This is a genomic window from Limnohabitans parvus II-B4 (assembly GCF_003063455.1).
GTDB lineage: Bacteria > Pseudomonadota > Gammaproteobacteria > Burkholderiales > Burkholderiaceae_C > Limnohabitans_A > Limnohabitans_A parvus.
In genome coordinates this window covers 452,779-473,210 of the sequence record NZ_NESN01000002.1, presented here as the reverse complement: position 1 = coordinate 473,210, position 20,432 = coordinate 452,779, and the positions used below count along the sequence as shown (strand labels likewise).

20 protein-coding genes and 1 pseudogene are annotated in these 20,432 nt (G+C 56.9%); 15 read left to right on the top strand and 6 right to left on the bottom strand.

The window, feature by feature from the left end:
• Positions 1 to 29: 29 nt before the first annotated feature.
• The 5 genes from B9Z37_RS06995 to B9Z37_RS06975 all read left to right on the top strand — a co-directional run bounded on the left by B9Z37_RS06995 (position 30) and on the right by B9Z37_RS06975 (position 5,847).
• Positions 30 to 800, top strand: a complete 771-nt coding sequence (locus tag B9Z37_RS06995; RefSeq protein ID WP_108312265.1) for a ParA family protein — start codon at positions 30 to 32, stop codon at positions 798 to 800.
• Positions 801 to 845: 45 nt separating this feature from the next.
• Positions 846 to 1,421 carry an RBBP9/YdeN family alpha/beta hydrolase gene (locus B9Z37_RS06990; RefSeq protein WP_108312264.1) on the top strand — a complete coding sequence of 192 codons (576 nt, stop codon included), beginning with the start codon at positions 846 to 848 and terminating at the stop codon, positions 1,419 to 1,421.
• A gap of 2 nt (positions 1,422 to 1,423) precedes the next feature.
• Positions 1,424 to 2,341: a ParB/RepB/Spo0J family partition protein gene (locus B9Z37_RS06985; RefSeq protein WP_108312263.1), complete on the top strand. Its 918-nt coding sequence runs from the start codon at positions 1,424 to 1,426 to the stop codon at positions 2,339 to 2,341.
• Between the two features lie 94 nt (positions 2,342 to 2,435).
• Positions 2,436 to 4,106, top strand: a complete 1,671-nt coding sequence (locus tag B9Z37_RS06980; protein ID WP_167394337.1) for an ATP-binding protein — start codon at positions 2,436 to 2,438, stop codon at positions 4,104 to 4,106.
• Positions 4,099 to 5,847 carry an ATP-binding protein gene (locus tag B9Z37_RS06975; RefSeq protein WP_108312261.1) on the top strand — a complete coding sequence of 583 codons (1,749 nt, stop codon included), beginning with the start codon at positions 4,099 to 4,101 and terminating at the stop codon, positions 5,845 to 5,847. The genes B9Z37_RS06980 and B9Z37_RS06975 overlap by 8 nt, the downstream gene beginning before the upstream one ends.
• 30 nt (positions 5,848 to 5,877) lie before the next feature.
• On the opposite strand, the gene B9Z37_RS06970 is transcribed toward B9Z37_RS06975, so the two are convergent.
• The 4 genes from B9Z37_RS06970 to B9Z37_RS06955 form a co-directional block, all read right to left on the bottom strand.
• Positions 5,878 to 7,305, bottom strand: coding sequence for an FAD-binding oxidoreductase (locus tag B9Z37_RS06970; protein WP_108312260.1), 1,428 nt, complete (start codon positions 7,303 to 7,305; stop codon positions 5,878 to 5,880).
• A gap of 133 nt (positions 7,306 to 7,438) precedes the next feature.
• Positions 7,439 to 8,773, bottom strand: a complete 1,335-nt coding sequence (locus tag B9Z37_RS06965) for a caspase family protein (RefSeq protein WP_240606663.1) — start codon at positions 8,771 to 8,773, stop codon at positions 7,439 to 7,441.
• A gap of 26 nt (positions 8,774 to 8,799) precedes the next feature.
• Positions 8,800 to 9,474, bottom strand: coding sequence for a hypothetical protein (locus B9Z37_RS06960; RefSeq protein ID WP_108312258.1), 675 nt, complete (start codon positions 9,472 to 9,474; stop codon positions 8,800 to 8,802).
• A complete protein-coding gene (locus tag B9Z37_RS06955; RefSeq protein WP_108312257.1) occupies positions 9,471 to 10,049 on the bottom strand; it encodes an RNA polymerase sigma factor in 579 nt (192 codons plus the stop codon). Before B9Z37_RS06955 ends, B9Z37_RS06960 begins: the two co-directional genes overlap by 4 nt.
• A 114-nt stretch (positions 10,050 to 10,163) precedes the next feature.
• On the opposite strand from B9Z37_RS06955, the gene B9Z37_RS06950 reads away from it, so the two are divergent.
• The 6 genes and pseudogenes from B9Z37_RS06950 to B9Z37_RS14780 form a co-directional block, all read left to right on the top strand.
• The gene (locus tag B9Z37_RS06950) at positions 10,164 to 10,466 is read left to right on the top strand and encodes a hypothetical protein (RefSeq protein ID WP_108312256.1); all 303 of its coding nucleotides are present in this window, start codon (positions 10,164 to 10,166) and stop codon (positions 10,464 to 10,466) included.
• A gap of 196 nt (positions 10,467 to 10,662) precedes the next feature.
• Positions 10,663 to 11,061: a hypothetical protein gene (locus B9Z37_RS06945; protein ID WP_146179717.1), complete on the top strand. Its 399-nt coding sequence runs from the start codon at positions 10,663 to 10,665 to the stop codon at positions 11,059 to 11,061.
• A 185-nt stretch (positions 11,062 to 11,246) separates the two neighbouring features.
• Positions 11,247 to 11,795, top strand: a complete 549-nt coding sequence (locus tag B9Z37_RS06940) for a hypothetical protein (RefSeq protein WP_146179716.1) — start codon at positions 11,247 to 11,249, stop codon at positions 11,793 to 11,795.
• 70 nt (positions 11,796 to 11,865) lie between these two features.
• Positions 11,866 to 12,999, top strand: a complete 1,134-nt coding sequence (locus B9Z37_RS06935) for a hypothetical protein (protein WP_108312253.1) — start codon at positions 11,866 to 11,868, stop codon at positions 12,997 to 12,999.
• 82 nt (positions 13,000 to 13,081) lie between these two features.
• Positions 13,082 to 14,098, top strand: a complete 1,017-nt coding sequence (locus B9Z37_RS06930; RefSeq protein ID WP_108312252.1) for a hypothetical protein — start codon at positions 13,082 to 13,084, stop codon at positions 14,096 to 14,098.
• Positions 14,099 to 14,161: 63 nt separating this feature from the next.
• Positions 14,162 to 14,242, top strand: a pseudogene (locus B9Z37_RS14780) (zinc-ribbon domain-containing protein); the annotation flags it as partial.
• Positions 14,243 to 14,309: 67 nt separating this feature from the next.
• Here B9Z37_RS14780 and B9Z37_RS14465 read toward each other — a convergent pair.
• Together B9Z37_RS14465 and B9Z37_RS14575 are read right to left on the bottom strand one after the other, a co-directional pair.
• On the bottom strand, positions 14,310 to 14,591 hold the full coding sequence (locus B9Z37_RS14465) for a hypothetical protein (RefSeq protein WP_167394336.1): 282 nt from the start codon (positions 14,589 to 14,591) through the stop codon (positions 14,310 to 14,312).
• A 49-nt stretch (positions 14,592 to 14,640) separates the two neighbouring features.
• A complete protein-coding gene (locus tag B9Z37_RS14575) occupies positions 14,641 to 14,892 on the bottom strand; it encodes a hypothetical protein (protein ID WP_205872558.1) in 252 nt (83 codons plus the stop codon).
• Positions 14,893 to 15,174: 282 nt separating this feature from the next.
• Between B9Z37_RS14575 and B9Z37_RS06920 the strand changes: the two genes are divergently transcribed.
• The 4 genes from B9Z37_RS06920 (at position 15,175) to B9Z37_RS06905 (ending at position 20,413) form a co-directional block, all read left to right on the top strand.
• Positions 15,175 to 15,843: a DUF4755 domain-containing protein gene (locus B9Z37_RS06920; RefSeq protein ID WP_146179713.1), complete on the top strand. Its 669-nt coding sequence runs from the start codon at positions 15,175 to 15,177 to the stop codon at positions 15,841 to 15,843.
• 68 nt (positions 15,844 to 15,911) lie between these two features.
• The gene (locus B9Z37_RS06915) at positions 15,912 to 16,481 is read left to right on the top strand and encodes a cob(I)yrinic acid a,c-diamide adenosyltransferase (RefSeq protein WP_108312250.1); all 570 of its coding nucleotides are present in this window, start codon (positions 15,912 to 15,914) and stop codon (positions 16,479 to 16,481) included.
• Positions 16,482 to 16,889: 408 nt separating this feature from the next.
• Positions 16,890 to 18,380 (top strand): IS5 family transposase, encoded by a 1,491-nt coding sequence (locus B9Z37_RS06910; RefSeq protein ID WP_240606644.1) that lies wholly within the window; start codon positions 16,890 to 16,892, stop codon positions 18,378 to 18,380.
• Positions 18,381 to 18,382: 2 nt separating this feature from the next.
• Positions 18,383 to 20,413 carry an acetoacetate--CoA ligase gene (locus B9Z37_RS06905; protein ID WP_240606643.1) on the top strand — a complete coding sequence of 677 codons (2,031 nt, stop codon included), beginning with the start codon at positions 18,383 to 18,385 and terminating at the stop codon, positions 20,411 to 20,413.
• Positions 20,414 to 20,432 lie beyond the last annotated feature (19 nt).

Here is a 20,432-nt window from a genome sequence, read left to right as displayed (position 1 = left end):
AAACGAACAGATTCAACTGAGCGCAACATATGGCCACTATTTTCTGCATTGCCAACCAAAAAGGGGGGGTGGGTAAAACCACCACCACCGTCAATCTGGCCGCTGGTTTGGCCAAAGTCGGGCAGCGCGTGCTCTTGGTCGACTTGGACCCCCAGGGCAACGCCACCATGGGCTCGGGCATCGACAAACGCACGGTCGAGCTCAATGTGTACGACGTGCTGCTGGAGTCGGCAACGATCGCCGAAGCCGTGATCAAGGCCGATAAATGCGGATACGACGTGTTGAGCGCCAACCGCGAGCTGGCCGGGGCCGAGGTGGAGCTGGTGCAGCTGGAGCACCGCGATCAACGCCTGAAAAATGCCTTGGCGGTGGTCGATGCCGATTACGATTTTGTGCTGATCGATTGCCCGCCATCCTTGTCGATGCTGACACTGAATGGTTTGTGTTCGGCCCACGGCGTGATCGTGCCCATGCAGTGCGAATACTTTGCGCTGGAAGGCCTGACTGACTTGGTCAACACCATCAAGCAGGTGCACGCCAATCTGAACAAAGACCTCAAGATCATCGGCTTGCTGCGCGTCATGTTCGACCCGCGCATCACCTTGCAAATGCAAGTCAGCGACCAGCTCAAGGCCCACTTTGGCGACAAGGTGTTCAACACCGTGATCCCGCGCAACGTGCGCCTGGCCGAAGCGCCCAGTTATGGCCTGCCCGGCGTGGTGTTTGACCCGTCTGCCAAGGGCAGCCAAGCATATGTCGAGTTTGCCCGCGAGTTGGTGCAACGCGCGCCCACGCTCTGAGCCTTGGCCGCACACCGCTTCGTGAACCCTCCCTTGACTCGCCCCATGACCGGCTCAACCCCTTCACCCGCTGCCAACCTAGGCGGTGCGCCTACGGTGTTGATCTTGCCTGGTTGGCTGGGCAGTGGCCCCGACCATTGGCAAATGCAGTGGGCTCGTCTGCACGGCTACGCGGTGGTCGAGCAAAACGACTGGCAGCATCCGTTGCGCGGAGACTGGCTGGCGCGTCTGGATGAAACCGTGATCGACGCCCCTGGCCCGGTGGTCTTGGTCGCGCACAGCCTGGGCTGTTTGTTGGTGGCCGCGTGGGCCAGCGTGTCCCGGCACACCTCTCGCGTGCATGGCGCTTTGTTCGTGGCCCCCGGCGACACCGAGGCCGCAGAGCTCAAAGACCGCCTGCCCGGCTGGTCGCCCATCGTGCGCCAAGCGCTGCCGTTCAAAAGCATCCTGGTGGGCAGCCAAAACGACCCCTTTTGTGCGGTTGAGCGTGCCCAAGGTTTGGCCCATGACTGGGGTGCCCACTGGGTGGACCTGGGCGCAGCCGGGCACATCAACGCCGATTCATCGCTGGGCGATTGGCCACAAGGCCAGACGCTTTTGCAAACACTTTTGAAGGATTGACCATGGTCACCAAAAAACCCAAAGGCCTTGGCCGTGGACTCGAAGCCCTGCTGGGCCCCAAAGTGCAAGACGCCCCCGCGGCAGACATGACTGCTGAAACGGGCGTGTCCACCCAGCTCAAACTCGACCAGATGGTGGCGGGCATGTACCAGCCGCGCACCCGCATGGACGAAGGCGCTTTGTACGAGTTGGCCGAGTCCATCAAGGCGCAGGGCATCATGCAGCCGATCTTGGTGCGGTTGCTTTCTGAGGGCGAGAATGCGGGCAAATACGAGATCATCGCGGGCGAACGGCGTTTCCGCGCTTCGCGTCTGGCGGGGTTGGAGTCGGTCCCTGTTTTGGTGCGCGACGTGCCCAATGAGGCCGCCGCTGCCATGGCCTTGATTGAGAACATCCAACGCGAAGACCTCAATCCTTTGGAGGAGGCCCAAGGCCTGCAACGCCTCATCAAAGAGTTTGGACTCACTCACGAAGCTGCAGCACAGGCGGTGGGTCGCTCCCGCAGCGCCGCCAGCAACCTGCTGCGCTTGCTGAATCTGGCCGAGCCGGTGCAAAGCATGCTCATGGCGGGTGACCTGGACATGGGCCATGCCCGTGCCCTGTTGTCGCTCGACAAGGCGACTCAAATCACCGCAGCCAACCAAATCGCGGCCAAAAAACTGTCGGTGCGTGAGGCTGAAAGCCTGGCCAAAAAGCTGGGTGCCGAATTCAACCTGGTCACGCAAAAGCCCAAAAAAGAAAAGTCGCGTGATGTGCGCCGGGTCGAAGAAGAACTATCGGACCTGTTGATGGCGCAGGTCGAGGTGCGTGTCAAAAAACGCGTCAAGCGTCTGGGCAAGATGGAAGAGATGGGCGAGCTGAGCATCCAGTTTGGTTCGCTGGATGAGCTCAATGGCTTGATTGAAAAGCTGCGCGGCTGAAGCCCAAGGGCGAATGTCCAGTCTTGGTTCTTCCTTTTTTCGGTCCGGTTTTGGCCCGGACCATACCTCGATTTTTTCGAGGAAAAACATCCTCGTGGTCTACCTGATTGCGGTGGGACTGAATTCGCTGCTGTTTTATCTGATCCCTCCCGGGTACTACGATCGAAATGCCAACTTGCTGACATCGGTCTTGACGGTGTTGATGATCCCTTTGGCATGGCAGCGCAGGTTTTTCCCCTTTATCGTGCACTTGACCACGCTTCTGGGTTTGGTGCTGGTGACGTACATCGCCGCCAAATCCGGTGGTATCAACTCCATGGCGGTGGTTTGGCTCAATGTATTGGCTTTGCCTGTGTTGTTGCTTTTGGGACCGCTGGCCACACTGGTCTGGATGGCCATCATTTTGTTGACGGTTCTGGGGCTGTTCTTGAGCACCCTCAACGGTGTGGTTGGCAGCCATGTCAACATGGCCCAGCAAGCCGTGCCCTGGGCCGTGATGAACAGTGTTTTGGCGGTCGCGAACCTGATGCTGGGGGTGCGTTTGTATGAGCATTTGCACGAGCAGCAGCTCAAGCAATTGCATGTGCGCAACGAAGCGCTCAAGGCCACGCACCAAGCTTTACTGCAAGCGCAGGCACACAAAGACGAGTTCGTGGCCGCGGTGGGCCATGAATTGCGCACGCCCATGAATGCCATTTTGGGGTTCAACGGCGTTCTGCGGCAGGAGCTGGCAGACCGCCCTGACCAAGTCGATGTGGTCGACCACATCCGCCGCTCCACCAGCCATTTGTTGCAAGTGGTCAACGACATTCTGGATTTTTCCCAACTGCAGGCAGGGCAATTGCAGTTGCGGCCCCTGGATTTTGAATTGGCCGCTTTGATGCAAGAGCTGATGGACACCTTCAAGGACAAAGCGCAAGAAAAGGGGCTTCGTCTGACTGGGCATCAGGATCCTGCATTGCCTTTGAGTATTCACGCTGACCGCCAGCGCGTGTTGCAAACTTGGCGCAACCTGCTCGACAACGCGTTCAAGTTCACAGACCACGGTGAGGTGGTGTTGGGCGTGTGGCGGCAAGGTGACTTCTTGCGGTTTGAGGTGTCAGACACGGGCCGTGGCATTGCGCCCGCGCAACAAGCGCAGATTTTCAGGCGGTTTGAACATGCCGATGTGCAGACTACGCGAGCCTATGGGGGCACAGGACTGGGTTTGTCCATTTGTGAAAAACTGGTGACGTTGCAAGGGGGGCAAATTGGTGTTGACAGCACAGAGGGGCATGGTGCCAGGTTCTGGTTTGAAATTCCTTTGCTCGCAGCGCAACCTTTGCAAGCATTGGCCGGTACGCCTGTGCCCGATTTTTCCCAGACGGCTTTGCGCATCCTGGTGGTGGACGACAACGCGATGAACCTGATGGTGGCCCGCCTGCAATTGCAAAAGTGCTGGCCTCAAGCTCAGGTGGTCACGGCCAGCAGCGCGGCTGAGGCCATGGTGCTGTTCGATGCGCAGGCCTTTGATGTGGCGCTCATCGACATGATCATGCCCGACATGGATGGCATCCAATTGACCCGGCAGATACGGCATCGATTTCCGGCGATCACGGCCCAAATGCCCATCTTGGCTTTGACCGCCAACACCAACCCTGTTGACCGCCAACGATGCCTGGATGCGGGCATGGACGATGTGTTGGACAAGCCCATGGATCTGGTGAACCTGGTCCAGGTTGTGAACCACCACATCGCTCACGTCAGGAGCTGGCAGCATGGATGACGGCCAGTTGTTGACCACCCGGTTTGAGCAAACGATTGCCCGACTGCCTGTGGCTTTTCGCGTGGGCAAGATGCCCTATGTGTTCTTCTTCGTGACCATGGTCATCACGGTGTTGCTGCTGTATGTAGCCATCAGCCCCTACCAGAATGCTTCGCCCATGTTCATGTCGATGGCGGTTTTCTTGGCCGTCTTGCTGGGCCTGGTCAACTATGGCATGCCCCTGGCTTGGGGGGTGCACCTGGGCACCAGTGCGGGTGCTGTGCTGTTGTGCTTTGCCGTTTGGCATGCCGGTGGCGTGTTTTCTCCGCGCTTTGCCTGGCTGATGATCTTGCCGTTGACCCCGTTTTACGTGATCAGTCGCCGTGCAGGGGCTTTCTGGTTGTGCATGGTTTGGGTTTTGCAGCTGGGTCTGGCATGGTGCAATTACCATGGGCTGGTGCCCCCCTTTGCACTGGGCCTGATGCATGCCACGACCTCCTGGGTCACCTTCAGCGTGGTTACGGGGGTGTTGATCATCATCCCCATGATTTATGACCGCCTGCATGTGCGCGCGGTGGCCCAGAGCATGCAGTACCAGCGTGAGCTGGAAATCAAACGGCAGGAGCTGGAACACACCTTGCAAATGCGTGAGCATTTCATCGCCACCGTGAGCCACGAGCTGCGCACACCGATGAACGCCATCCTCGGTTTCAACGCCTTGTTATTGGCCCGTGTCGAAGGCAAGCCCGAAGCCCTCAAGGTGCTCAACCATACCCGCCAGTCGGCCGACCACCTGATGACGGTGATCAATGACATCCTGGACTATTCTCAGTTGCAAGCGGGTCGATTGGTGATCCAGGCTGAAACCTTTGAGCTGCGCAAAATCACCGGGTATGCCTTTGAACTGTTTTGGCCTCGGGTCAAGAGCATGGCGCTGGATTATCGGATTGAGCTGGACGAGGCCTTGCCCACTTGGGTGCATACCGACCGCCATCGGCTGATGCAAGTGCTGGTCAACTTGCTTGGCAATGCGCTCAAGTTCACCCACCAAGGCTCGGTGCTGCTTCGTGTGCAATGGGAAAACCCCGGGGTCTTGTTTTCGGTGACCGACACAGGCATTGGCATTGCACCTGAGCGACAGGCACAAATTTTCAATCGGTTTAGCCAGGCGGACAGCGACATTCAATCGCGCTACGGGGGCAACGGCTTGGGTTTGGCGATCTCCCAAAAGTTGGCGCATTTGCTGGGCGGCGAGATGGGTTTTGAAAGTGAGTCCGGCAAAGGGTCAAGGTTTTGGTTGCGCCTGCCGCTGACGATCGCCCAGGCTCCTTCGCACACACCCAACACAGTCAAGCCCGAGGTCCAAACCAGTTCAATGGCCTGGCGGTTTTTGGTGGCAGATGACCATCCGATCAACCGCTTGCTGGTCAAGCAAGTGCTGCAAAACACTTGGCCACAAAGCGAAATTCTGGAGGCTGCCGATGGTCAGCAGGCTTTGCAATGCCTGCGCGAGACCGCCGTCGATTTGGTACTCATGGACATGGTCATGCCTGTCATGGATGGAATTGCGGCCACACGTCATTTGCGCAAAGATTTTTTACCGCCGACCCAAGATGTGCCGATCTTGGGCTTGACGGCGAACGTCAACCCTGTCGACCTGGATGCTTTCAGGCAAGCGGGCCTGAGCGCTGTGATGCTCAAGCCGTTTGAGCCCGCTCAGTTGTGCGCCAAAGTCGAGCAATTGCTGTTGACGAGGGCATGACACAGGCGGACCGCGGGTTCGCCTGTGTCTTTACATCGAGAAGATTTTCCCCGGGTTCATGATGTTGTGCGGGTCCAGCGCCCGCTTGATCGTGCGCATCATGTCGACCGCGCCTTCGCCGGTTTCGGTGCGCAAGAAATCCATCTTGTGCAGGCCGATGCCGTGTTCGCCCGTGCAGGTGCCGCCCAAGCGCAGAGCGCGGCTGACCAGTTGCTGATTTAAAGCTTCGGCCGTTTCGCATTCTTGCGGGTTGTTCGGGTCGATCAAATAGCCGAAGTGGAAATTGCCGTCACCCACATGGCCGACCAAAAAGTAAGGGATGCCGCTCGCGTCGGTCTCGGTGATGGAGTCGAGCAGGCAATCGGCCAGGCGGCTGATGGGCACGCAGGTGTCGGTGCTGATGGCTCGGCAGCCGGGTTTGCTCTGGATGGCCGCAAAGTAGGCGTTGTGCCGTGCGGTCCACAGGCGGGTGCGTTCTTCGGGGGTCACCGCCCACTCAAAGGCGTTGCCGCCGAATTCGCTGGCAATCTCTTGCACCGTTTCGGCTTGTTCCTTCACGCCCGCAGGCGAGCCGTGGAACTCCATCAACAGCATGGGCTCTTCGCGCAGGCCCAGCTTGGCGTAGGCATTGACCATGCGTACGGTGTTGTGGTCGATCAGCTCCACGCGGGCGATCGGCACGCCCAGCTGGATGGTCTGGATCACGGTGTGCACCGCCGCCTCGATGCTCGGGAACGAGCAAATGGCGGCAGAGATGGCTTCGGGCAGGGGGTACAGACGCACGGTGATTTCGGTCATCACACCCAGCGTGCCTTCGCTGCCCACCATCAGGCGCGTCAGGTCGTAACCCGCGCTCGATTTCTTGGCGCGGGTGCCGGTGCGGATCACCTCGCCCGACGAGGTCACCACTTCAAGCGCCAACACGTTTTCACGCATGGTCCCGTAACGCACGGCGTTGGTGCCGCTGGCGCGGGTGGCGCTCATGCCGCCAATGGTCGCGTCCGCGCCCGGGTCGATCGGGAAGAACAGGCCGGTGGATTTGATCTCGTCGTTGAGCTGCTTGCGCGTCACGCCCGGCTGCACGGTGACAGTGAGGTCTTCGGCGTTGATGGACAGCACCTTGTTCATGCGCGTCAGGTCGATGCTGATCCCGCCTTGCACCGCCAGCAAATGGCCTTCGAGTGAAGAGCCCACGCCAAAGGGGATCACCGGCACTTTGTGCTCAGCGCACAGCTTCACCGCATCGGCCACGTCCTGGGTGTTTTCGGCAAACACCACGGCGGCGGGGGGCGGCACATGGGTGAAGGCGGATTCGTCACGGCCATGCTGCTCGCGGATCACCAAGGCGGTGGAGCAGTTGTTGCCAAAGCGGGCTTTCAAGGCCGTCACAAAAGCCTCGGGCACCGCGCGTTGCGCGATTTCGGGGGCCAGGTGGGCGGCGGGGGTGGGGGCGTTCATGGGGTCTCCTCGTGCGTCAGCCTGAAGGGGCTGCTTGTCTTAAGGTGGATTATGTCGTTAACGGGGTAGCTTTGTACTCTGCTGCGGTGTTTTGGACGTGGCCACCAATACCCCGCTTAATCCCTCTGACTGTTCAGTCGTTTTCAAAAGCGCGGCTCACGGCTTGTATTCTCCAGTCGGGAACTTGTGTCTTAGATGCTTCGTTCAGTAATTGCCGGGCCTTTGCATTGTCTTTTTTGACCCCTTCACCGCGTTGGTACATGTTGGCCAAGTAAAGTTGGGCCAATGCGAACTTCCTTTCTGCCGCTCTTTGCAACCAATACAGCGCCTTTGCGTGGTTGGGTGGCAATTGGAAGTTTTTGTCTTTTCGGTAAAAAATAGACCCATCCCGGTACAAGACACCCAAAGAAGTCATGTCGATCACATTGCCGTTTTCTGCACGTTTGAGCCACGGTGGAATATCTTCCAGTTTGCTGTCGTGTTCTCGGGAATACATGTAATCACTCAGCTTGCCCCACTCATAGTTGTCTAAATGTAGATGCCAGTCGGGTGGTTGATCTGGCTCCGCACTTTTCCACCACTCGTAGTTGTCCAGATCCATCCCTTGAAATGGGGACCGCCAGTAGGGCTCTAAGCCAAGTTGTTCAAGCCCTTTGAGTTCGTTGCTATTTTTTGGCGATGATGCTTTTGGCGTCGATGGCAAAAAGTAAATGGATTCGATGATGGAGGATTCATACCAAGGAATTTGATCGTCACGGGTCTTGTCCCGCACCAGCGCATTGACCTTTTTGAAAACCTCCTCCACCGTCAATCCGGTCTCCAATAAGGTGTTGGCCAGAGCAGCCGTGTAGACGCTGTTGTTGTTTTTACCGTCTGCAGCCAGTTGACCTGGCTGGGTTGAATAAGCCAACAAAGTGCCCCGAGGAGCGCGTGTTTTTGCCAATCCGATCGGTCCCGTGCTGCGGTAACGCACGGGCGCAGCAGGCTGAAAAGGGTTGTCTCTGCAGGCGTCCAGGATCACGATGTTGACGGCAGATGGCGCAGCAGAAACTTCGTCCAGCAAACGCCGCAAAGGGTAAGCGCTCAGTTGCACGTTTTGCTCGTTGCTCAGTTGTATGTCGGTGGGCATCAAATAACTGGCACCACCAATTTGCACGCCATGACCGGCATAGAACACCAGCGATGTGGCACCTGTAGGTAAGGAGGCCGCAAACGCTGACACGCGTTTGCCCATCTCTGCGCGAGATAAATCCAAGTGCGTCTGCACTTCAAACCCCAGTTTGAGTAATGTCTGACTCATCAACTGGGCATCATGGATCGGATTTTTCAGGCGACGATTGACCCCTTGGTATTCACTGTTGCCGATGACCAGTGCCAGTTTTCGGGGTGAGCTGGCGCGAGATTCGGTGCGCGATGGGCTAGCCGTTTCTTGTGCTTTCGCTGGGATGCAAAAGCAAGCCAGGCACATCCAAACTGCAATGATCTGGAGCCGGTTCATGATGGGCATGGTGGGGACAAAGGTGGAGTGCTGGCAGGCAGCGCCAGCTCAATCAATGGACTGTTGCGCAGCAGACTCAGGGTTTCGGCCATGGACGCACCCTTGTCGATGCGCACCCACACTTCGCCATCCTGGTTGGGTCCACTGACCAATTGCAATTGGAGCTTGCGCAGCAACTGCGCAAGCACACCCCATTGTGTGGAGGGCGACAGGGAGATCCGAATGTCTTGCGCCACAGGGCAGTCGCGGCGCTCACCCCGGTGCAGCGCTGCATCCTGCTTGGCGTTGGTTGTGGGGCCACCGTGTGGCGCGCGGATGCCCATGCCTGCAACCAGTAAAGCACCGAGCAGCATGCCCAACAAACCCGTCAGCCACGGGTGCGTCAGTACTGTGCGTGGATTTTTTTGCTTGGGCGCTTGCGTTTGAATGGTCGAATCTGGCCAAGCGAGTTGACTGCGTATGCGTGCCAGGCGAACAGATTCAGCGATATCCGAGTGCACGGCTTGGCAGGCGATGCGTTCTTGTCGAGCTTGATCCACATCCGTTTGCCATTGCGGATGTTGCACAAGGCGCACCGCCATCCAGGCGTGTTCGTCGGTGGGCAAACTGCCATTGACGTAAAACGGCAAATTTTCGGCAAAACGTTGTTCGTCGGTTTGGGGTGAGTTCATGGCGTGACGCCTCCTTGCCAGCGCTCAAGGCAGCGACGCATGCTTTGTCGCGCATTGAACAACCGTGATTTCACAGTCCCCGTGGGACATTGTTGTTCTGCGGCGATGACCTCCACGCTGGCATCGATGTAATAGGCCAAGTACAGCGCCTGTTTTTGTTCGAGAGGCAATTGATCCCGGCAATGGTCCAGCGCCAAGCTTTTTTCGTGGCGCAAAGCCTGCGTCACCACATCGCCCGATGCGTCGGCCATCGCACACCACGTGTTCTCGTCCACAGACTCGGTTCGAACATGCCGCCCCCGTTGACGCATCCTGTCAAACACCTTGTTCTTGGCAATTCCCAACAGCCAGGTTGAAAACCGGGCATGGCCTTGGTAAGCCATGGGGTTCTTGGCCAAAGTCAAAAAAACATCGTTGGTGATTTCTTCGCCATCAGCCCGATCGGCATGCATGTGCAGCACAAAGGCAAAGACGCGGTCGTGGTAATGCCGGTACACACGCTCAAACGCCTTGAAGTCCTGTTGCCCGATTTGGGCCAGCAAGTGTTGCAAGGTGGATGGAGGCAGTTCGGTCATAACGAAGGTCGGAGGCTAAATGCGCTGATTCTAGAGGGGCTTGGAAAATTAAGTGAACCAAAGTATTTTTAAAGCGACAAAAGAGAGTCTCTAACAATTTACAAAGGAAGCAACATGCAGCGAATCAATGTTTTGGCCGCTTTAGGTCTCTTGGTCTTGACAGCGGTGACGAATGCCCAGTCGCCACCGGTTTGGACGTCGCCCCTTGAAGTGGGCCAGTGCGCCAACGGTGACACTTACAAATTGCAGTCCTACCGGCAAGACCAAGGAGGTCGACAAGTCAATGGCTATGCCTACGAAGGCCCACTTGGGCAAGGAACGGTTTTGTCCAGTGTGGCGCTGGATCAAGCCAAACGACACGTCTGCAAAGAGGAAGTACTGAGCCGATGGTTGCCTGACGACGGGGATGATCAGTGAGTTCGTAAGGGGTTTGACGGGGTTTTGCATCTCGGCAAAGCATGAAGCACCATGTATAAATTAATAAATGGTAAGCTAAAAATGTCAAATTATTAGAACTTTAAAGTTGTTTTTGGGTGATATATTTCCGGTCACGGTTTTATTGCTATTTCATTCTTTGAACAAACGCATGTCAGAAAGTCCGAGTCCACCCAAAGTGGGAATCTACGAAAAGTTCAGAAGCTTCACAGCCAAGCACTTGGCCCCGATCAACACGTTGCTGCTGTTGGGGGCTACGTTTGGTGGGGGGCAGCTGCTGGATCGATTGGGCTTGTTGCCTGTGCGCACGCCAGTTGAGCAGCAAAGACCTGTCGCCAAGCCGGATGAGTCGTTGCCCAAATCGGGCGCGAGGGCTGACACCGCGTCTGTACCGCCATCGCCATCGCCTGCCCCGATGCCTGTGGTTGCAGGCACTCAATCGCCAGCGCCTGTGCGTCAACAAAAGCCAGCAACTGCGGCTCAAGCCCACAACGATTCAATTCACACGTTGAGCAAGCAACTCGACGATGAACGACTCAAACATGCCAACGCCATTCTGGATGCCAACCTCAAATGACACACCTTCATTCATTCTCTTTGACCACGCGCCACGGCTTGCATGTGGGGAAAAAACTGACCATTCTCTGCCTTGCTGGCTGGCTTGTGGGGTGTGAAAGTATCCCTAAAAGCCTCGAGTCAGTTGATCAAAAAACCGTCAGCACGGTGGCGGGCGCAACCCTGGGTTGTGCAGGGGGTGTTTTGATGGCGCAAATCGTTGGCGGTGACCGCTTGACGGCATGTGTGGTCGGCGCTGCCGCTGGGGGCTTGTTGGGCTTTGAGCGTGCCAGACGGCAAGAGCTGGAAGACGCTGCGGCTTCTCGCCAAGAAATCATTGCCACCATCGCGCCGATTGCAAAGACCAAAGGCGTCATGGTTGGCGAGGTGAAAACGCAAGACGTCAGCATGAAAACCGACGATGGCAAAGACACCAAAAAGGTCAAAGCTTTTGAGTCCTTGACCGTCGAATTGCCGACTGCCACCAAAAACCGTCCAGAGCATGCCGCCGCAGTTGAAAAGCTCAGAAAGCTGGCCGAAAAAATGGCCGATGAGCGGGGCTCGGCAGACATCATTCTGGCGGTTCGCCCCGAAGAAGCCAAAGCTCGCAAGTTGAGCCTGACGCCCGACGTCATCACCACGGCCAAAGGCAAACAAATCACGTTCATCCGGCAAATCGATTCGTGCGTGCCCAAAGGGGTGGAGCGGGTGACGGTGCAAGCCGGGCCTGTGCCTTCGGAGAACAAAGCGGGTTAAAGAACGAGAACGGCGATCCATCGGCATCGCTTCTTCAGCCATTCAGATTTTTGAATCAAAGGGACTTTTCATGACAGCGGCAAACAACACAATGCAGCAGAACCCATCGGCGGATCTGCGCAACAACCTGAACCAATCAAGTTCGCTGCTCGGGGCCCTTGATGCGGTGACCCAATGGCGTCCTTTTGCGGTGCTGGTCATGACATTTTTGGCGTGTGTGGTTGTGAATGCCACATTTGCTGCCATCTTCGCGTCGATGGTCATGAGCGGCATGGCCGGCTTCCTTTTCATGTTGGCCATTTTGATGACCTTCGGCATCGCCTTGGTGGGCATAAATGCGGCGGGCATACTCGTCAGTGACGGCGTCTGGGGACGCCCGCAGCGAAACATCACGGATGCTTTGCTTACCTCGCTGTTCACAAGCCATCGCTTGCTGTTGGTCCTGTTGTTTGAGGGCATCCTCTTTTTGGCTTACTTGTTGGTGCTCGGTGTTTTGCTGCTGATTTGCAAAATCCCAGGCGTTGGCCCTCTTTTGTTCGCGATCGTTTACCCGGTGGCCGCATTGTTGACCGGTCTGGTGTTGTTTGGCTTGCTGTATGTGGCGATTCCCCTGGCTGCCCCGGCGATCTGGAGCGGCTCGACGGCCATATCGGCGCTGGTCATGCTCAAGGAAATCGCACGCCACCGATTGATCATGGCGGTGGTCATGAGCTTGATGCTTGGTCTGTTGATGGTGGTGGTGAGCGGTATTGTGGTGGGTATTGTCGGCAGCGGCGTTGGCATCACACTGAGCATGTCTGCGGGCATCTTCGGCATGTCGATGAACTTTGACGGTCTTATGGGCTTGATGGGTGGTTCTGGCGGCAACAGTGGGTACATGTGGGCATTAGGCTTGGGCTCCACGATCTTGTTTTTGGTTGCAGCGATCCCCGTTTTTCTCGTGGGCATGAAAGGCGCAGCCATCATTCATCACACGGCCATCGCGGGCTTGTCTCTTCGTGAAGCCGAAGACAAAGTCAACCAGCAACTGCAGGCGGCTAAAGAGCGTGCCCAAGAGATCAAGACACAGGTTGCTGCCCAGGCGGCTGCGGCACAACAAGCCACCCCGAAAGAGGCTCCTGCTGGCCTGACTTGCCCGAGTTGTTCCATGACGGTCACTGACGCTGATCTGTTTTGCGGCGGCTGCGGCCACAAACTCAAATAAGGGGACAGGCATGGCTTTCTGTACCCAGTGTGGACATTCAAACCCTGACGACGGACGCTTTTGTGAGACTTGCGGCCACCCGATGGTCAAGCCCGTGGCAGTGTCCAGCCCGCATGGTGCGACACAAGCTGCACCATCGATGGGCATTCCCGTTCGACGCCAAATTTCCCGAATAGTGGGTGTTGCCGTGCTGGTGATCGCGGCGATGGCCGGTGCGGCCTATGTGTTGATGCCAGAAAGCGCATCCAAAACCAATTTTGCCAATGCCATCAACCGAGAGTTGCTAAAGCAACCCACACTGTTCAGTGAAGACTACTGTCTGAAGAATTTTGCCTATGACCGGGCCACCGTGCACGTCAATTCCTACGACGCAGGCACGGAGCGGTGGTTGAATCTTTTGTCCAGTGCAGGTCTGTACTCTGGTCCCGAAACTGTCACCACAGGTGGTGGATTTTTCAGTCAAGTCGTTCTGAAATACGAAAGAACGCCAGAGTCGGCCAAGTTCATTCGCGGTAAGGCTTTGTGTTTTGCAGACGGGCTTGAACTCAAATCAGTCAATGAATTCACGCCTTCAGAGAAAGTGGGTGAGCAGGAATTTTCATCGGCTTCTGTGACCTTCGCACTCAAAAACCCGGCCCCCTGGACGCAGACCAATGATTGGAAAACGCTGCAACCTCAGCACGTAGGCGATGTTGAAAGACAGGTCACTTTGGTGTTGAAAGAGGGCAAATGGCAGGTTGCGACAGATGCCAGCTTTGCAGCCGCTCAAAAACAGCAGGTCTCCAAATCGTCGGTCACTGAAAAGAGCGGGTCAACCATGGGTTGGTTTTCCAAGTTGTTCAGCTGGGGAACCCCCAATCCCTTGATTGGCAAATGGGAACCAGAAAACAACCTCTTTGAGGCTATGAAATTTGAATTTTCTGCGGACACGATGCAAAACAATGGGGTTCGGGTCAAGGTTCGTTACGAGGTCAAGGACGGACAGGTCACCGTGTACCCCGAAGGCAGTCCGATGGGGACAGTTTTCCGTCTCATCGACTCAAACACCATGGTCCTTGATACCCCGTTAGCCAATATCAAGCTCTTGCGTATTCGATAAGGCTGATGCCTGAATCGGTCTTTTAATTTCCACAATTTTGTCTGTGTTGAAGAGGGTCGCCCCATGAAATGTTTTGCTTGCCAAACCGATAACCGCGACGGAGCCAAGTTTTGTATCGGCTGTGGTGCTGGCTTCAGTTCTGCCGTCATTTGCCCTTCTTGTGATACACCTTCCAGCACGGGCAAGTTTTGTGTGAAATGTGGACATCAATTCACCAGCTTGGTGAAACCCGAAGACAAAGCTGAGGTCGTGCCAACGCCAACGCCAACGCCAACGCCAACGCCAACGCCAACGCCAACGCCAACGCCAACGCCAACGCCAACGCCAACGCCAACGCCAACGCCAACGCCAACGCCGACGAGCAATCCGCCAGTCCTGACGCCTGCCCCCGAGCCGCAGCCAGCTCCAGCTCCAGCTCCAGCCCCAGCCCCAGCCCCAGCCCCAGTTCGTCCCGTGGAGGCAGCGCCTGCGCGTAAATTGTCGTGGTTGGCAATCGGTGGTGCTTTGGTTCTGGTCTTGGTCGCTGCAGGTGGTGCCTATTTCTATCTCGGCGGAGGCAAGTCCTCGGCGCAAAACCAGCCACAAGTGCCAGCAGTCCAGGCACCCACGGCAGCTCCAGCTGCCACTGTTCCGGTTACGCAGCCTGCGCCTGCAGTTGTTCCCGTCGCGCCACCCGTGAGCCCGCCCGTGGTGGCGGCTCCGCCCCCGGTTGCTTTGCCAACGCCAGCCGCACCCACGGTCACAAAGCCAGTGACCAAACCGCCTCGCCCAGTGTCGCAGCCTGCTGTTCCCATGCAAGCGCCAGTAGCGCCGCCTGCACCCGTTCATGCGCCAGCTGAGCCGGCCCCTCTGCCCAAACCAGAACCCAAAATCGAACCTCAACCCAGGCAGTTCTCATGCGGTGACTTGCCCTTTTTCCTGCAAATCACTTGCGGTGTCGAGGGCAAAGAAGTTGTCCGCAGATGCGCACCGGATTTGAAAAATTGGAATCACAAAATTCCTGGGTGTGATCGACAAAAGAAGACAGAGAATTAATTTCCCAATCAACAAATAAACAACTTAAAAGAGGGCATAAGGTGGAATATTTCGCATTGTATATTGTTGGCGGTTTTATTGTTTTTCGTTTGATATTTAAAATGTTTGAAATGAATTCAGATGGAAAAATCGAAGACATATTTAAAAAAGCCACCGAAAAATACGCGCATAAACATTATCATAATAAATCAGGAATAGGGATAGATTCAGCTTCTCAAAAAATCCATTTATTTGCAGAAGCAACTGATAAAATTTACAATTTTACGGATGTTAGAGAGTGGACAACAAAATACGTAACCGGCGGTGAAGAAAAAAATAATAAAAATAAGACAGGGCTGTTCATTCATGTTCGCGATATTGACAATCCAGTTTGGCAAATAAATTTTTGGTATGGTACTCACACTGATAAAGAGTTGGCTAAGTGGATGGAAATATTAACCCAATACTTGAATGAAAACAAAACCGATCCTGACGCTGATTTGATTGAAAAATTATCAGAATGGAGTTGTGACAGAGAGAGCCCGCAATTCATGGCGGAGCTGAATGCTTTGAATGAAAATTTAAGAGCCCAAATTCACCAGCGCTACATGCAAAAGAACACCGCCAAATGGCATGTGTTCAAAGCCAGGCTTGATGCCTATCCAGAAGAAGACAGAACGGTTGAGTTGAGAAGACAGATACGCAAAGAGGTTGGGCAACTGGGTATCTGATGGGCCGTGTGCCACTTGAAGGCATACTTGCAAGCAGTCAGAACTTCAGGTCATCGACTTTTAACACCATGGGCAACCGACTCACACAAATCGCCACCCGCACCGGCGACAACGGCACCACCGGCTTGGGCAACAATCAGCGTGTGTCCAAAAACAGCTTGCGCGTGCACGCCATGGGCGAGGTGGATGAACTCAATTCCCAGATCGGCCTGTTGCTGTGCGAAGACATGCCTGCGGGTGTGCGCGAGGTGCTGGTTGAAGTGCAGCACCAGCTTTTCAATTTGGGTGGGGAGCTGTCCATTCCTGGTTTTGAATTGCTCAAGGAAGAGGCCGTGGCGGCACTCGATGCAGCGCTGGCCACTTACAACGCGCAGTTGCCCAAGCTCGAAGAGTTCATCTTGCCTGCAGGCACACGCGGTGCCGCGCAGGCCCACGTTTGCCGCACCGTGGCCCGCCGAGCCGAACGCGCTTGCGTCGCGCTGGGCAACGAAGAGGCCATCAACGAAATGCCGCGCCAATACCTCAATCGCTTGTCCGATTTGATGTTTGTGTTGGCGCGTGTGCTCAACCGCATGAACGGCGGCGATGACGTGTACTGGAAGAGTGCACGCATGAGCCAGGACGCTGACGCCAAGTGAAGCGTCCATGCGTCATGGCATGGGTGGCCGTGGCCTTGTGGGCCAGCCCAGTGCATGCGACCACCCAGACGGTCACCTTGTCGTGTGATGTTGTGGCCCCGTCCTGAGGCTGTCACCTAGGCGCGCTTTTTGAGGGTTGTCGCAGGTGACAGCCATGCACTGGCGCTGCTACGCTCAGCGCCATGAACACCGCCACACGCCCCCATGAATCCGCACCCTATGTGCCTCAGATTCGTCTGTACCAAAACTGGTTGCGTGACCAACGCGGCCTGAGTTTTGCCACTTAGTCGCCCCTGAAATATCCGTAACCCATTGATTTAATTGAATATTTACGCAATTTTGAGCTATAATTTCTCTCGCCTTATAACCCCTCCAGATACTATTTCTGGGAGTTTTTGAGAAATTTCCATGACCGCCAGCACCGACGATTTCTTTCGCAGCCGTTTGGACCACATGATTGACCTGCGCCATCCCTTGGCGGTGCTGGCCAGTCGCATGCCCTGGCAAGAGATCGAATCTTCGCTGGCTCACCGCTTTGCCCGGCAAGTGCGCACGGGCAAACAGATCGAAGACTCGGGTCTGTTTGGCCCGACAGTCATCACCGCTGGTGCCGCCGTCTCCAACGCCGGTCGGCCCCGCTTGCCGCTTCGCTTGATGGCCTCGCTGCTGTACCTCAAACACGCCTTCAACGAGAGCGACGAAGACGTCTGCCAGCGCTGGGGCGAGACTCCGACTTGGCAGTACTTCTCCGGCCTGGCCTACTTTGAGCACCGCGGGCCTTGCGACCCCACCTTGTTGGTCAAGTTCCGCAAGCTCATCGGTGAAGAAGGCGTTGAAGAATTGCTGGCCCGCACCATTGAAGTGGCGGTCACCTTGAAACTCATTGCCAAGAGCGAGCTCAGCCAAATCATTGTGGATTCCACCGTCCAAGAAAAAGCCATTACCCACCCCACCGACAGCAAACTTCTAGGCACGGCACGCGCCAAACTGGTCGAGACGGCCAAGGCCCAAGGCATTGAGCTCAAGCAAACCTACGCCAAAGAGGGCCAGCTGCTGGGCTACAAAGCGGGCCGCTACGCCCACGCCCGCCAGTACAAGCGCATGCGCAAAGTGATCCAGCGTCAGCGCACCATCGTGGGCCGCTTGCAGCGTGAAGTGGGCCGCAAGATGAGCGCCCTGGGCCTGGCCGTGCAAGCAACTTTGGGCCACACGCTGAGCCAAGCCCAGCGCCTGATCTCGCAGACGGCCAGCAAGAAGAACCCCGGCAAGCAAGGCAAGCTCTACAGCTGGCATGCGCCAGAAGTTGAATGCATCGCCAAGGGAAAGAGCCGCACCCCGTACGAGTTCGGTGTGAAGGTGGGCATTGCCACCACGCTGCAAGGCAATTTGATCGTCGGCGCACGCAGCTTTCCCGGCAACCCGTATGACGGCCACACACTGAACGAGCAGCTCGAGCAAGCCAGTATCCTGATGCAGGCGACCGGCATGAAACCTGAAACCGTCTATGTCGACTTGGGCTACCGGGGCGTGGACCAAGCCAACCCGGGCATCGACATCAAGCACCGCGGCAAGTTCAAGTCACTGACGCAGGAAGAGCGTAAAAATCTCAAACGCCGGCAAGCCATTGAGCCGATCATCGGCCACTTGAAAGCAGACCACCGGATGAATCGCTGCCACCTCAAAGGCGCAAACGGTGACAGTTTGCACGCAGTGCTATGCGCGGCGGGCTACAACATCCGCTGGTTGCTGCGGATGATCGTCAAAAAAGAGCTGAGCCTTTTTTTGCGGCTGTTGCAGGCAGCGGGTTGGACCGATTTCAGCGATTTGCAGCGCAAATTACGAGGAATCTTCACCGTAAAACCGATCAACTCCGCTTCAATGAACTGGGTGGTGGGCTGAAAGTGGATTTTTCAGGGACGACCACTTACAACGACCTGTGGCGATGGTCGGTGACCGATCTGGAAGGCTTTTGGCAAAGCATCTGGGATTACTTCGGGCTGGAGTCGCCCACGTCGCACCAAGCCGCACTGTCCAAAAATGCCATGCCTGGCGCGGTGTGGTTTGAGGGCGCCAAAACCAATTACGCGCACCAGGTGTTCCGGCACGTTCAGCCTGCACACGCAAAAGGCTTGTCGGCGGTCATCAGCATCAACGAAAAAGGCCTGCGCCGCGAGATGAGCTGGCCCGAGCTGCGCCGCCAAGTGGCCGCTTTGGCCTTGCACCTGCAAGCCCAAGGCGTGCAGCCGGGTGACCGGGTGGCGGCTTATTTGCCCAACATCCCCGAAGCCATGGTGGCGTTTTTGGCCACGGTCAGCGTGGGCGGCGTGTGGAGCATTTGTGCGCCCGACATGGGGACCAACGCCGTGCTCGACCGCTTCAAACAGATTGAGCCCAAGGTGCTGATCGCGGTGGACGGCGTGAGCTATGGCGGGCGTGATTTCGACCGCATGGCCGTGCTGCAGGAACTCCAAGATGCGCTGCCCACGGTGCAACACGTCATCGTGCACGAGAACCTGGGCACGCTCGACCTGGCCAGCTGCGACGTGGCGGCCAGCGTGCAAATGTCGGCCATCACATCGCGCGACGATGCCGAGGTGCAGGCTTTCGAGCCACTGTGGCTGCCGTTTGACCACCCGCTTTGGATTGTGTATTCCAGTGGCACCACTGGTCTGCCCAAGCCCATCGTGCATGGCCACGGCGGCACCGTGATCGTGGCCCTGGCCAACAAGATTTTGCACAACGATGTGGGCTGCAGCTACCACCCCAACAGCTTTGGCGAACGCTTTCACTGGTACAGCTCCACCGGCTGGGTCATGTGGAACGCTCAGGTGGCGGGCTTGCTCAATGGCGTGACTTGCGTGATCTACGACGGCAACCCCGGCGGCAGCAAAGACAAACCTGACTGGGGCATTTTGTGGCGCATGGCGGCGCAAGAAAAAGTCACCTTCTTTGGCGCGGGCGCAGCCTACTTTGCCAATTGCCAAAAAGCAAATGTGGACATTTCCCGTTGCGGCGACCTGTCGCAGGTGCGTGCATTGGGCACCACGGGCTCACCTCTGTCACCCGAAACCCAAAGCTGGGGCACAGACCAGTTCAAGGCCATCGGTACCAACATCTGGTGGTGCAACATTTCGGGCGGCACCGACTTTGCGGGTGCCTTTGTGGGCGGTCACCGCGAGCTGCCGCAAGAGCCCGGCGTCATGCAATGCCGCATGCTGGGCGCTGCGGTCGAGTCGTGGAACGAAGCGGGCGAGCCGGTCAAAGGCGAAGTGGGCGAGCTGGTTTGCACGCAGCCCATCCCGTCCATGCCGCTGTTCTTTTGGGGTGACAAGGACAACGCCCGCTACCTGGCCAGCTATTTCGAGATGTACCCCGCAGGCCATGGCCGCCAACCCGGGGGAGGCGACGGCCCGGCCAGCATGGGCGGCGTCTGGCGGCATGGCGATTGGCTGCGGATTGGCAACGGGAATCCTGAGACAAAGGGCGAGGGCGAAGGCTGCGTCATTTTCGGCCGCAGCGACGCCACCATCAACCGCCACGGCCTGCGCATGGGCACCAGCGAGCTGTACAGCGCCGTCGAGGCTCTGCCCGAAGTCATGGATTCGATGGTCGTGGACCTGGAGTACTTGGGCAAAGAAAGCTACATGCCGCTGTTTGTGGTGTTGCGCCCCGGCACCTTGCTGGACGATGCGCTCAAGGCCAAGCTCAACAACGCCATCAAGGTGGCGCTCAGCCCACGCTTCATCCCGAACGAAATTTTTCAGGTCGCCGAGATTCCGCGCACCCTGTCAGGCAAGAAGCAGGAGTTGCCGATCAAGAAACTGATGCTCGGCCAGCCGCTGGAAAAGGTGGTCAACAAAGACGCCATGGCCAACCCGGGGTGCCTGGACTGGTATGTGGCGCTGGCGCAGCAGCATTTGGGCAAGGCTTGATCCGTAGGCGCTAGTGATC

Excerpts from the sequence above, each read along its gene's own strand:
- B9Z37_RS06955 (WP_108312257.1), bottom strand. The coding sequence starts at position 10,049 with ATGACCGAACTGCCTCCATCCACCTTGCAACACTTGCTGGCCCAAATC.
- B9Z37_RS14575 (WP_205872558.1), bottom strand. The coding sequence starts at position 14,892 with ATGGGAACAGCAGGCTGCGACACTGGGCGAGGCGGTTTGGTCACTGGC.
- B9Z37_RS06990 (WP_108312264.1), top strand. The coding sequence starts at position 846 with ATGACCGGCTCAACCCCTTCACCCGCTGCCAACCTAGGCGGTGCGCCT.
- B9Z37_RS06935 (WP_108312253.1), top strand. The coding sequence starts at position 11,866 with ATGACAGCGGCAAACAACACAATGCAGCAGAACCCATCGGCGGATCTG.
- B9Z37_RS06995 (WP_108312265.1), top strand. The coding sequence starts at position 30 with ATGGCCACTATTTTCTGCATTGCCAACCAAAAAGGGGGGGTGGGTAAA.
- B9Z37_RS06985 (WP_108312263.1), top strand. The coding sequence starts at position 1,424 with ATGGTCACCAAAAAACCCAAAGGCCTTGGCCGTGGACTCGAAGCCCTG.
- B9Z37_RS06930 (WP_108312252.1), top strand. The coding sequence starts at position 13,082 with ATGGTCAAGCCCGTGGCAGTGTCCAGCCCGCATGGTGCGACACAAGCT.
- B9Z37_RS06910 (WP_240606644.1), top strand. The coding sequence starts at position 16,890 with ATGACCGCCAGCACCGACGATTTCTTTCGCAGCCGTTTGGACCACATG.
- B9Z37_RS06940 (WP_146179716.1), top strand. The coding sequence starts at position 11,247 with ATGGCGCAAATCGTTGGCGGTGACCGCTTGACGGCATGTGTGGTCGGC.
- B9Z37_RS06960 (WP_108312258.1), bottom strand. The coding sequence starts at position 9,474 with ATGAACTCACCCCAAACCGACGAACAACGTTTTGCCGAAAATTTGCCG.
- B9Z37_RS06970 (WP_108312260.1), bottom strand. The coding sequence starts at position 7,305 with ATGAACGCCCCCACCCCCGCCGCCCACCTGGCCCCCGAAATCGCGCAA.
- B9Z37_RS06975 (WP_108312261.1), top strand. The coding sequence starts at position 4,099 with ATGGATGACGGCCAGTTGTTGACCACCCGGTTTGAGCAAACGATTGCC.
- B9Z37_RS06950 (WP_108312256.1), top strand. The coding sequence starts at position 10,164 with ATGCAGCGAATCAATGTTTTGGCCGCTTTAGGTCTCTTGGTCTTGACA.
- B9Z37_RS06915 (WP_108312250.1), top strand. The coding sequence starts at position 15,912 with ATGGGCAACCGACTCACACAAATCGCCACCCGCACCGGCGACAACGGC.
- B9Z37_RS06965 (WP_240606663.1), bottom strand. The coding sequence starts at position 8,773 with ATGTGCCTGGCTTGCTTTTGCATCCCAGCGAAAGCACAAGAAACGGCT.